Source organism: Chitinophaga sp. 22620, assembly GCF_052044405.1.
GTDB lineage: Bacteria > Bacteroidota > Bacteroidia > Chitinophagales > Chitinophagaceae > Chitinophaga.
On sequence record NZ_JBQEMV010000002.1, the window covers coordinates 897,326 to 909,868 of the forward strand.

Here is a 12,543-nt window from a genome sequence, read left to right on the forward strand (position 1 = left end):
TCAACAGTAAAAAAAGGTTCATGAAAATAAGACAAGTAATTATTACCGCCTGGCTATGCTTAACGGTTTTGACCGCCGGGGCGCAGCAAAAGCCCAATATCATTCTGATACTGACCGATGATATGGGCTCGGCCGATGTAGGCTGTTATGGCGGAAAGGTTGTTCCAACGCCGCACCTGGACAGGATGGCGGCTGAGGGAATCCGTTTCACGCAATATTACAGCGCATCGCCTATCTGTTCTCCTTCGCGGGCCGGCATTTTGACCGGCAGCCATCCCGCCAGGTGGAACCTGACCAGTTACCTGCAAACGCGAAAGGGTAATGCTGAATGCGAACAGGCGGACTTTTTACAGGCGCAGGCGCCTTCAGTAGCCAGGCTGCTGAAAAGCGCCGGATACCGTACCGGCCATTTCGGGAAATGGCACCTGGGCGGCGGAAGGGATGTTAAGAACGCGCCCTCCATCCGGGAATATGGTTTCGATGAATACAGCAGCACCTGGGAAAGTCCGGACCCGGATCCACTGCTTACTTCCGGCAACTGGATATGGTCAAAGACCGACAGCATAAAGCGTTGGGACCGCACAGGATATTTTGTGGACAGAACGCTGGCTTTCCTGGCGGCCAACAAGGGCACGCCCTGTTTTGTCAATCTCTGGCCGGACGATGTGCATACACCCTGGGTGCCGGGCGAAGCAGAAATGAACACGATGCCCAAGGGGGCGGAGAGCCGGCGGCAGTTTGAGGAGGTGCTGGCCAGTTACGACAAACAGATCGGGAGGCTGCTGGAAGGCCTGAAGAAGCTGGGGCTTGATCAGAATACGCTGATCGTTTTCACCTCGGATAACGGCGCGCTGCCAACCTTCGGATTCCGTTCCGGAGAATTCCGGGGCACTAAATTGTCGCTTTATGAAGGGGGGATCAGAATGCCGCTGATCGCCAGGTTTCCGGGCAGGATAAGGCCGGGGAAAGTGGATAGTGTTTCAGTGCTGAGCGCTACGGACCTGTTGCCGACTTTTTGCCGCGTGGCCGGCATCGCGGGTAAAGCGCTGCCTGAAACGGACGGCATGAACCGCGCTGATGTGCTGCTGGGCAAACCCTCGGCTCAGCGGCGCACGCTGTTCTGGGAATACGGCCGCAACCAGACCTCGTTTCATTATCCCCGCGGCAGGGACCGGAGCCCGTCATTGGCAGTGCGCGACGGCAAATGGAAGCTGCTGGCCAATGCTGATGGTTCCACGGCAGAGCTGTATGATCTTGAAAATGATCCTTCCGAGAACAGCAATGTCGCAATTCAATATGCAGATATCTCAGCCCGGCTGAAAGAAAAATTGCTCAGCTGGTACCGGTCGCTTCCCCCGTTAAAAAAATAATGACCCGGTCTGACCGCCAGGATGCTTATTTTGACGATAATTTCCAGAGAAAATGAACGAGATACCGGTTAAATCCAAGATCACGGCGGAAAGCCTGTTTAAGATAAGCATGATGAAGACGGTCATCAAGCCTACCCGGCCTCATCGCCATGCGGATTATCATGAGCTGATCTTCCTGGATGAAGGTTCGGGATTTCATGAGATCGATGATATGAGCTTCGAGGTCGCTCCGCCTGTGGCTTTTTACATCAGACCGGGGCAGACCCATTGCTGGAACTTCTCCGCATTGCCGAAGGGATTTGTGCTGCTGTTCAGGGAAGAACTGCTGCTGAAAGAAGATATCGGCATTTTGTATGAATTCCCCGCGATTATTTCCCTCGCAGATCAACCGCAGTTGTTCCGCTTGGTGTCGGAGTTATATGGCGAACACCAGGTTGCCGGCACCGGTTATTCCGTGTGTAGCGCATATCTTCATTTGCTGGTCACGAAACTGAAAATGATCTCGGGGATGAGTAACGGCGCAGGTACTTTTGCGGATGTTGTTTTTCAACAGTATAAACGCCTGGTAAACGATCATTTCCTGGATAAGAAGCAATTAAAATTTTATGCCGGTACATTGAATACTACCATCGCAACTTTAAATGAGATCTGTAAAAGATCGTCCGGTAAAACGGCTTCTTCCGTCATTAACGAGAGGGTTTTACTGGAGGCAAAAATGCAGCTGTCCGCTACAGCTTTGCCGGTGAAGGAGATCGCGGCCAATCTTCAATTCTCCGATGCGCCTCATTTCGTCAAGTTTTTCAAGCTGAATACAAACTTAACCCCCGGGAAGTATCGCGAACTGGCGCTTTTAAAAAAATAATTCTACAATCATTGCCCTGAATTTTACAATCCCCGTCCAAATCTGGCGAGTATATTTGCAGCGGTTTAACAATCGTCCGGATGAACTACAGATTTATTTTCCTTTCCATATTACTGATGACCGCCCAGGCGGCTATGGGGCAAAAAGCGTCCATTACAGGAACTATTAACGATAAAAAGGACGGCCAGCCGCTGGAATATGCCAGCGTTGCGGTGTTCAGCAACGCCGATTCCTCCCTTGTTACCGGCGCCCTGACCCGGGCAAACGGCGGCTTTGCATTGGAAAAGCTGGCGCCCGGGAATTACTACCTCAGAATTTTGTACATGGGATATGAGACCAGGTACATCGGGAACCTGGCATTAACGGCAGGGCAGCAGCTGAACCTGGGGCAGACCCCGCTTGCGCGGAGTAGCGCGTTGCTGGAGCAGGTAAATATCACCGGGGTGCAATCCAATGCTTCAAACAGGATCGATAAGCAGACATTTCGCGCGGGGCAGTTCGAATCCGCAAAAGGAGGGAGCGCCATTGACGTGCTGAAGAACCTTCCTTCTGTGTCGCTGGACGGCGAAGGAGGGATCAGCGTGCGGGGTTCGTCGGGTTTCCTGGTGATGATCAACGGGAAGCCGGTAGTTACGGATGCCCGGACGGTCTTAAGCCAGCTTCCGGCAAATGCCGTTGAGAATATAGAGCTGGTCACCGCGCCATCCGCGAAGTATGATCCGGATGGTAAAGCCGGCATCATTAATATCATCACCAGGAAAGGGGCTGCCGACGGGTTCAGCATTTCCGCCAATGCACAGGGGGGGCTGCCCAGTACGGGCGATCATGGTAACAAGGAAAAGCCGAAACGTTTTGGCGGCGATCTGACCGTCAACTTCAAAAAGAATAAATGGGATATTTCCGTCGGCGGCAATTATACCCGGAATGATAATGCGGGTTACCGGGAAGGGGATGTCTATACCAAAAACTTTTCCACCGGTATCATAACCCGGTTCCCCTCAAACGGCGAAAGGAGCTTTGATAAATACAATTATGCGGGCCGCGCTTCTGCCACCTTTTCGCCGGATTCGAATAACACCTTTTCCGCGGGAATTTTCATCGGTAAAAGATACCAGGCCCGGCTGGCGGATATCCTGTACAATAATACCGCTTCGCGCATGGCCAATGGCGAGCTGATCAGCAGTACCACCTATTTTAATTCAAACCTGCAAACAAAGCAGGGGAATTTTTACCTGGGAAATGTGGATTATACCCACAGGTTCCGCAACAGATCTGCGCTTACGGCTTCCGCGTTGTTTGAAAGCGCCCGGCTTTTTGGCAATACCAGGAACAAAAACCTGGTTTACCCTGAAACCGGCGGGGTATTGCAGGAAGTCTATAATCCATATGAGAACCCGATTGACGGATACAGGTTCAAACTGGATTATTCGGTCAATATCGGGAAAGGGAAACTGGAAAGCGGCTACCAGTTCAGGCACGACAGGCAGGACGGAAAATTTGATTACTTCGTAACACCCGCAGCCTCCCAACCGGATGCGGACCGGTTCAGGGGATCCGCCCGCGCCCGCAACCAGATCAATTCCGTTTATACCCAATATTCAGGAAGCCTGAAAAAACTGGAGTATGTGGCGGGGCTGCGGTATGAATACGCCGCCAGGACCGTGGAACTTTCCTATGATCCAACGCCGCACAAACTTGATCTGTCCAATTTATTTCCTTCCGCAAACCTGCTGTACACCATCAACAAAGGGTGGAAGGCAAAAGCGGGATACAGTAAAAGGATCCAGCGCACCAATAATTTTGAATTGAATCCGATTCCCGAGCGGGAGCATTCCGAAACCCTGGAGCAGGGAGATCCTGATCTGCTGCCCTCATTTACAGATCTGGCGGAAATAGGCTCGATCCACAATTTCAAAAAAGGTTCTTTTTTTGCGACCCTGTATTACCAGCACATCAAAAACCCGATCCAGCGGGTAAACAGCGTGTATGCCGATACCATTTTAAACCGGGTGTTCACCAACGCCGAAGCGGCCACTGCAATTGGTCTGGAGGCCGGAGCTAATTTTGAGCCAACGAAATGGTGGAGCTTATACCTGGGCGGCAATATTTATAACTATAAGATCAAGGGTGACCTCAATATACTGGGAGAGAAATCTTCCGTCAACAATACGAACTGGGTGTATTCCATCAATGCGAATACAAATTTTAAGCTGGGACCGTCATGGAGCCTCCAGGCGAATGTGAACTACCTTTCCGCCCGGCCCACCGCCCAGGGCGAAGATTCCAGGTTCCTGGTGCCCAATGCTTCATTGAAAAAGACATTCCTGAACGGGCGCTTTTCCGCCACGCTGCAATGGCAGAATATTGACCTCGGTATGAAACAGACGCAGCGGCAGCGCATCTCCACCAGCGGCCCGGATTTTTACACTACGACAAATTACATTTACGAAACGGATGTGTTCCTGATCAACCTTAGTTATAACCTGAACAGGCTGAGCGGGAAATCAAAACTTCCGAATAGCGAGTTTGGGGATAAGGAGTTTTAAAAATACAGTTACGTTTATGTTGCTGGCGGCTTTTCTTCAACCTATAGGGGACCGCCGCTGGCTTATTAATCGAATGCAAAAAAAGCAGCCCACTCCCGGGCTGCTTTTTTTAAAAGGTTGATGTTAGCCTTACAACGCCTTAAACAGCAACTCAGCCACCGGCTCTGCCGAAGCGGGGTTCTGCCCGGTTAATAATTTACCGTCTGCAATTGCGAAAGGTTGCCAGTCTGCTCCTTTCTGGTACAGGGCGCCAAGTTCTTTCAAACGGTCTTCCAGCGAAAAAGGCACTGCCGTAGTAGTCTGGCCCGCCTGCTCCTCGCTGTTGGTGAAGCCAGCCACCTTTTTGCCTTTGATCAAAGGATCACCGTTGGCGGCTTTTGTATTCACCAGTGCCGCGGGGCCATGGCATACCAGCGCTACCGGCTTGCCTTTTGCATAAAAGGTTTCGATGATGGATATGGAGATCTTATTCTCAGGCAGATCCCAGGTAGGGCCGTGGCCGCCGGGATAGAACACGGCATCATAGTCCTCCGGGCGGATGTCCGCCAGTTTTTTAGTACGGTTCAGTTTTTCCCGGGCAGCTTTATCTTCATTGAATTTTTTTACGCTCGGCGTAACGTACCCGGGCTGCTGGCTTTTTGGGTCTATAGGCGCAATGCCGCCTTCCGGGGTAGCGATGGTAATGTCCACGCCTTTAGCCTGCAGGTAATAGTAGGGAGATGCGAACTCTTCTATCCACGTACCGGTAGGCTGGCCAGTGGTTTTTATTTTGTCTGTGGAGCTCAGCACAAACAGTACTTTTTTCTGTTTCATATCTGACTTTTTGGTGTTAGACTGCTGGGCATGGCCTGTGATTGTGGTGAAAAACGACCAGGTGCACAGGAGTATTTTTGTTATTGTTTTCATACTTTATTTATTTTGTGCAAAGATCATTACAGACCGGCCTACTGTCCAATGAGCCGGGTCACACTTATGATGTGATGTATATCACATAAAAAACAACGCCCTTTATGGAGCATATTTTTCGCAAGCAGATTGAAAAGATCGTATCGCTTACTGACAGCGAGTTTGAGCATATACTTTCGTTTTTTATCCGGAAAAAATATAAGAGGCATCAGTTTGTGATACAACAGGGCGACCCGGTGAATTATGAATTTTTGGTGCTGTCCGGCCTGTTAAAGAGTTATATCCTGGACGATGACGGGAAAATGCATATCCTGCAGTTTGCAATGGAAGACTGGTGGTTGTCTGACTACACCGCCTTTCTGACCGGAACGCCGGCTACCTCTTTTGCGGACTGCCTGGAAGACAGTGAGCTGCTGGGCATCACGAAAGAGAATAAAGACAAGCTGTGCAGTGAAATGCATAAGATGGAGCATTTTTTCCGCGTAAAATCCAACTACGGGTATGTCGCTTTACAGCGCCGCATCTTATCGCTGCTTAGCAATAATGCCCAGGAAAAATACAGGCAGCTGTTCGAATTATACCCTTCCCTTTTCCAGCGCGTGCCCAAAGCGCTGCTGGCGTCATATATCGGCGTGTCAAGAGAAACCCTGAGCAGGCTGACGATATCTCCCGACCTGTTATGAGGCTAGCAATTCAATTATTTTTTCGTTTTCGATAATGATCATTCCCTGCCTGTCGCTGGTAATGCCCGGCGTAAGCATATAGGGATAACGGGGAATATTTCCGTCCATTACAGTGGGGAGGTAAGAGAACCGGATGTTGCCGCATTGTTCCCTCAGCGCATCGCCCGCTTCAATGATGTGCGTGGAGATGATAAAAAAGCAGTTCCGGTACTTTGAAAACGCCGCGGTAATGGCCAGTGTGGCGTCGTAGGCGTCTTTCACGTTGGTGCCTTTGAACAGCTCGTCGAAAATGACGATCATGTTTTTTCCGCTGCTTACTTCCTCCGCTACTCTTTTGACCCTGAGCACTTCCGCATAAAAATGACTGTAGCCCATATTCAGGTTATCCGGCACATTGATGGAGGAATAGAGCCCGTCGCGCACGGAGAAGGTCATGTCTTTCGCGGCCAGGGGGAACCCCATGTGCGCCATATATACCGCGATACCGAAGGATTTCATGAGCGTGGATTTCCCTGCCATGTTCGCGCCGGTGAGGAAAATCACGTTCTCCTGTTCGTCCAGCGACAGCGGGTTGGCCACTGCATTGCTGAGGCCCGGGTGTGTGAGGGCCGTAGTGCTGAATACATTTTTTTCAGCAGGCAGGGCGCGGGCATAGGATAAATTTTTTTCCCGGGCCACTGAGCTGACGGCAATATATACATCCAGCTGGTAAATGGTGTCCAGCAATATTTCCATCTCCCTGCGCAGGGTATTGCGCAGCAGCTGATCGTATTTCGCGGCTTTCATGACGCCAAGCTCTTTTGCCCCGCGTTCTTTTTCCAGCCAGGCCAGCCTTTTGTCCGCCAGCACCTCCACGGCGGGCTGCAGCAGCTCAATGTCCAGTGGTTTCAGCAGGTCTTTCAGCGCATGGAGGGCTTCAATGGTCGCGGTCAGCCCGCTTTGCAGCTGTCCGTACTGATCGTCTTTCAACAGCGTGCCCATCATCTTTTTACGCAGCATGCCTGCCGCGGCGGTTACTATATTGCCGGCGGCCCCGGCGCCCAGGTAATTTTCAACGAAGCGGAACGATTCATGCCGGAACGGGAAAGTTATTTTTTGCGCCTGGAAGTACCGGAAAATGAAGCTGCGTTTGTTGATGGCCGCCGCGTCGGTCAGCGGCTGGTGAAACATCTCTTCCAGCAAACGCCCGCCGCCTGCGGTATGCACTTTGTTAAAAAGATTGAAAACGGAATGCGGCCGGAACCGGCCCAGCAGCCCCAGGTCGTCCAGCGTTTGTTTATCTGCAATAAAGCTCATGCTGATGTCTTTTTTTTGATACCGGCTTCAAGTATATCCATGATGCCTTCGTTGTTGATAATGATCATGCCGTGGCGGTCGTCCGTAATACCATCATCCAATGTATATGTGTATACGGGATTGCGCCCGTTCATGCGGGTGGGCAGGTATACGAAACGTACGTTGGGGCAGGCCTGTTTCAGCACTCCTCCCGCTTCGATGATGTGCGTGGAGATCACGAACAGGCTGTTCCTTTTACCTGCAAACCCTTTAGTGATGGCGATCGTGGCCTCGTAAGCGTCTTTTACGTTTGTGCCGCGGAACAGCTCATCAAAAACGATCAGCAGGTTCTTCCCCAGGCTCAGCTCATTCGCCATCTTTTTTACACGCAGCACTTCCGCGTAGAAGTGGCTGGCGCCCATGCCCAGGTTATCCGGCAGGTTGATGGTGGTGTAAATACCGTCCAGCACGGAAAACTCCATCTCCTTCGCCGCCACGGGAAAACCCATATGCGCCAGGAACATGGCGATGCTGAAAGATTTCATGAAGGTGGACTTCCCGGCCATATTTGCGCCTGTGAGGAATATTACATTGCCTTCCGGCGTGATGGTGATATTATTCGGCACCGCGTTTTTCACCTGCGGGTGGTACACGCCTTGCAGCCGTACCCTATGCTGCCCGCGGGGTAAAGCCTGCGGGAATGCGAACTCCCGCTCCTTCGCTACCCTGGCGATGGACAGATACACGTCCAGGAAATAAATGTGGCGGAGCAGCTTTTGAATATCCTCGCGGTGGCGGAAACGCAACAGTACGTCGAACTCGGCGATGGTGGCGGGCTGCAGCTTGCCTTTGCTTTCGATAATGGGCGAAAAGGCCGGTTCGGAAAGGATAACGGAGATGGCCGCTTTGTCCCCGGCATAAAAATGTTCTTCAGGAATGTGCAGGCCGGCAATAAATGTTTTTGCGCCTTTCAGCAGTTCCGTAAGAGCGTTCACGCCATTGTACACCTGCTTTGTTTCGGCATCCAGGGCAATGATATTGCTGAGCTTTTTTGTAACGGAATGCTCCTGGGCGCTGAGCCTGGTGCGTTCATCAGTATTGGCAAGATAAGGCTCAGCTGCGTCGAAAAGCGCGCCCTGGAAAGGGAATGGCGTGCCCGCTTCCGCAAAGTGGCGGATGATGCCGCAGCGGCGGTTGATAGCCGGATCGTCTGACAAAGGATACCGGAACATCTCCTCCAGGATCGCTGCGCCACCTCTTGTGGCGCAGCGGTTGAAGATGTTGTACACGGAATCGCCGCCATGTTTGCCGAAGATGTTCAAATCTTCCAGTGTCTGTTTATCTGTCGTGAATAACATGTTGCTTTTTATTTTCTTTTACGCCTGATCAGCAGGATGGCGCCAAAAGCCAGCAGGGTGGCGGGCGCTATCCAGAGATACATCAGGCGGAGCAGGCCCATATCATCCTGTGAGGGGTTTACGCGCGTGTCTTTCGGGTCAGGGCGGGAAGCGTCTATAGGAAATTCCCCGTTGCTCAGCCAGCTGAACAGCGCGGTGGTGAATATGAAATTGGCGGTACCGGGGCGGCGCAGGCCCTGGTTGCTGATGAAGTCCGCATCGCCGGCCACCACGATACGCTGTTCCCTGCCGTTTACCTGCCGGGTGAGGCTCGCGACAGTCGGGATAGGGCCTCTTACATCGCCGTCAGCGGCGGAAAAGCTGACAGTCGCCACGGCGGTTCGCGGCCTGCTGCCGGGCCCGCCGTAAGGGCCTTCTTCCACAGCCATTTCCTCTGCCGGAGCTGAAGTTACTTGCGGTTTTGCAGCCGGCGCTTTGCTCTTTTCCTCTTTGGAAGGGGCATTGCTTTTTTTCGCGGTGAATGAAGTGTTGGCAGCTGCGCCGTCCTTCGGTGTTTCGCCCGTTTTCTTCACGGCAAAGGTGACAGGGCTGTCGGTGTTCTCAGCGGCCACCGCGTTGGTCACCATCTCCAGGTCAAGCGGTTTGAGCCTGTTCCAGGTGAGCTTTGCGTCGGATACCAGCAGCGGTTTGATGGCATAGGCGCTGTTGCCGGTAAAGGCAAGGCCGGCCGTACTGGGCATGAATACCTTCACGCTGTCTTCCGCTCTTTTGGCCAGGGGTTTGGAAAATCCGGCCGCGGTTTTCGTGAGGTCCGGCATTACCTGGTCCGGCGCCATCTCGGCGCTTTCCTGTATGATCATGCCTTCCGTAAGCTGTACGCCCAGCTCCTGCAGCAACGGGTTCACTATCGCCTGCCTGCCGGGTTCGCCGGCTATCAGCAGGTTGCCGCCGTTCCGGATGTATTGCTGCAAACGCTCCATGGCAGCGGGTGCGATCGGTATCCTGGGGTCCGCTATTACCAATGTGGAAATATCGGCGGGAATATCTGTCGTGTCCAGCGAAATGCTCAGTACATCAAACCCCTGGTTCACCAGCGAGTTGCGGAAAGTGGGGTAGTTGGTAAGTATCTTATAGTCGCGGTCAGACATTTTACTGATATTCCTTTCCAGGTTGCCGGTGAGGAAAGCGATCTTCGGCAGCTTTGCCTGCTGGAGGCGTTTCAGCGCAGCGGCCACCTCGGTTTCGCCGGGCCACATGGTCTGGTCGTCGAACACGCGCAGGAAAGTGGTCCTGCCTTTCCATTTCAGCTGCATCACATAACGGTTCTGCTCGGGCCGAAGGTCTATGATCTTCCGCATTTCTTCCGGCGATTTGAAGCTTTTGAGGTCTATCTCCTGGTTCTTGGCGTATTGCTGCGCCATTTCTTTCAGGTTTTTGCCGGGATAGGCCTTCCAGATAAAGTCGTTGCCTTTTGCGCTGTCGTAATAGTTTATGGTATTCAGTTTTATATTATTCCTGAATCGCAGGTACGGCGCCCAGCGGTCGGAATTGGCGTTGTACGAGGCGGGGTCGCCCAGGAAATAGAACCGGTCCAGCAGGTTGTTATAGGCGGTTATCTCCAGCGGCTCGTCACCCAGCTCCGTGAGTATCTTTTGCACTTTAGGCGTGAGCGTTCTGCTTTTGTTGGCAGTGGCGTCGTAATAGCCGATCAGCGAGGGAATTGAGCTGATATAGCCGATCAGCAGCGCGGAGGCTACAATGGCGATGTATCTTCCCGCTTTCACCATAGCCGGTTTTGATTCCATGCCCGCTTTCAGCTTAAAAATGCTGAGGCCGAGGAAAATATACACGATCACGCAGAAATAGATCACGTCTTTGGTGGTCAGCAAACCGACCAGCATACTTTCCGTACGGCCCCGGATAGACAGGAAGTAGGTAAGCTCCCGTACAAATTCGATGCGCTGCCACAGCGTGCCGATATAGCTCAGGATGCCGATCATCACGAAGGTGCAGATGGCGGCTACTACCTGGTAAGTGGTGAGGCATGACATGAACAGGCCGATGGCTGAATAGGCACAGAGCAGCAGGTAAAATCCCAGCAGGCCGGTGAGGAGCATGCCGGTATCGAGATGAGGTATCTGGAAAAGACCTGTGATCACGAAGATGCTAACAATGGCTACCAGCAGCAGGCTGTAGATCATCATGGCGAGATATTTGCCAAACACGATCTCCCTTACGCTGATAGGCGAGGAGTACAGCAGCTTGATGGTGCCGCTGCCGGTTTCGCGGCTGATGAGGCTCATGGTGAGCAGCGGGATATACAGGTAAAGATTCTGCATGACGCCCTGGAACAAGCCGCCACGGCCTAAAAAGATCTGTTCGGTGAGAGACATGGGGCCTCCCATCATGACCACTCCGCGCATTTCCTGCATGCGGGCCATGCCGCTTACGCTTCCCAGGTATGCAATGCCGCATTGTACGAGGAAGACGATGAGCAGGAACCACGCAATGGGCGAGTAGAACAAGGTGCGCAACTCGGTTTTCGCAATTCTGAATATTGTTTTCATACTTATTTTTTATGGAGCTAATGCAGTCCCGCTTTGCGGGATCGCACTTAATTATGTTGTTGAGTGGATAATTGCTTGAATATTTCATCCAGCGCGCTTTTGTCGAGGCTGATCTCCCGCAGCCTCCAGCCGTGCTGCACGCTGGCCGTTACGATCCTTTCCGTGATGTCCTGGCCGCCGCTGAAGTAAACGCGTACCTGGCGTTCCGTCAGGAAATCCACGCGGGTAACGCCTTCCAGCCTTTGCAGTTCCGCTGCGGAAGGAGGATTCTCCATATGGATCAGCACGCTGTGCGGTTCCACGTAGTTGTTGAAGGCGTCCATCGTGTCGGAGAATACGATCCTGCCGCTTTCGATCATCTTGATCTCTTTGCAGAGCAGCTGTACTTCCGAGAGGATGTGAGAGGAAAAGATCACGGCCCTGTCCTGCGCGATCTCTTTTATCAGCGCGCGCACTTCGATGATCTGGTTCGGGTCCAGGCCGTTGGTAGGTTCATCCAGCACCACGAGCTTCGGGCGGTGAACAATGGCTTGCGCAATGCCCACGCGCTGGCGGTAGCCGCCTGAAAGGTTGCGGATGAGGCGGCTGCTGTAATGGTCGATGCCGCAGCGTTCTTTTGCTTCTTTGATAGCGGGTTTCATGGCGTCTTTCGGCATGAGGCGGAGGCCTGCGCAGTAGCTGAGGTATTCGTCCACGGTGAGGTCCATATACAGCGGCGGGTTCTGCGGCAAAAAGCCGATCTCTTTCTTAGCCTGCTCAGGCTGCTCGCGCATGCTGATGCCGTTGATGTACACATTCCCTTCGGTCTGGTTCAGCGCGCCGCAGAGGATGTTCATGGTGGTGGATTTACCCGCCCCGTTTGATCCCAGCAGCCCTACGATCCCCGTCTGTGCTATTTCCATGTTGATGTCACGGATGGCCCAGGCGCTGGAGTACCGGTGGGAGAGGCGCTCAAGTTTTACGATACTGGTCATAA

At 52.6% G+C, this 12,543-nt stretch carries 9 protein-coding genes; 4 read left to right on the plus strand and 5 right to left on the minus strand.

The window, feature by feature from the left end; all coding sequences use genetic code 11:
* Nucleotides 1-20: 20 nt before the first annotated feature.
* The 3 genes from ACTJIK_RS13365 (at nt 21) to ACTJIK_RS13375 (ending at nt 4,778) form a co-directional block, all read left to right on the plus strand.
* The gene (locus ACTJIK_RS13365) at nt 21-1,370 is read left to right on the plus strand and encodes a sulfatase-like hydrolase/transferase (RefSeq protein ID WP_440646860.1); all 1,350 of its coding nucleotides are present in this window, start codon (nt 21-23) and stop codon (nt 1,368-1,370) included.
* Nucleotides 1,371-1,422: 52 nt separating this feature from the next.
* Entirely contained in the window at nt 1,423-2,232 is an 810-nt protein-coding gene (locus ACTJIK_RS13370) for an AraC family transcriptional regulator (protein ID WP_440646861.1), read from the plus strand.
* An 80-nt stretch (nt 2,233-2,312) separates the two neighbouring features.
* Nucleotides 2,313-4,778, plus strand: coding sequence for a TonB-dependent receptor domain-containing protein (locus ACTJIK_RS13375; protein ID WP_440646862.1), 2,466 nt, complete (start codon nt 2,313-2,315; stop codon nt 4,776-4,778).
* A gap of 129 nt (nt 4,779-4,907) precedes the next feature.
* On the opposite strand, the gene ACTJIK_RS13380 is transcribed toward ACTJIK_RS13375, so the two are convergent.
* Complete coding sequence (locus ACTJIK_RS13380) at nt 4,908-5,684, minus strand: type 1 glutamine amidotransferase domain-containing protein (protein ID WP_440646863.1); 777 nt, start codon at nt 5,682-5,684, stop codon at nt 4,908-4,910.
* A 104-nt stretch (nt 5,685-5,788) separates the two neighbouring features.
* On the opposite strand from ACTJIK_RS13380, the gene ACTJIK_RS13385 reads away from it, so the two are divergent.
* Nucleotides 5,789-6,367: a Crp/Fnr family transcriptional regulator gene (locus tag ACTJIK_RS13385; protein WP_440646864.1), complete on the plus strand. Its 579-nt coding sequence runs from the start codon at nt 5,789-5,791 to the stop codon at nt 6,365-6,367.
* On the opposite strand, the gene ACTJIK_RS13390 is transcribed toward ACTJIK_RS13385, so the two are convergent.
* Genes ACTJIK_RS13390 through ACTJIK_RS13405 form a run of 4 tightly spaced genes read right to left on the minus strand, consistent with a single transcriptional unit; the run spans nt 6,362 to nt 12,541 of the window.
* A complete protein-coding gene (locus tag ACTJIK_RS13390; RefSeq protein ID WP_440646865.1) occupies nt 6,362-7,663 on the minus strand; it encodes a MutS-related protein in 1,302 nt (433 codons plus the stop codon). The genes ACTJIK_RS13385 and ACTJIK_RS13390 overlap by 6 nt on opposite strands.
* Nucleotides 7,660-9,000: a MutS-related protein gene (locus tag ACTJIK_RS13395; protein WP_440646866.1), complete on the minus strand. Its 1,341-nt coding sequence runs from the start codon at nt 8,998-9,000 to the stop codon at nt 7,660-7,662. The genes ACTJIK_RS13390 and ACTJIK_RS13395 overlap by 4 nt, the downstream gene beginning before the upstream one ends.
* An 8-nt stretch (nt 9,001-9,008) precedes the next feature.
* A complete protein-coding gene (locus ACTJIK_RS13400; RefSeq protein ID WP_440646867.1) occupies nt 9,009-11,567 on the minus strand; it encodes a Gldg family protein in 2,559 nt (852 codons plus the stop codon).
* A gap of 47 nt (nt 11,568-11,614) precedes the next feature.
* Nucleotides 11,615-12,541: an ABC transporter ATP-binding protein gene (locus tag ACTJIK_RS13405; protein WP_440646868.1), complete on the minus strand. Its 927-nt coding sequence runs from the start codon at nt 12,539-12,541 to the stop codon at nt 11,615-11,617.
* Nucleotides 12,542-12,543 lie beyond the last annotated feature (2 nt).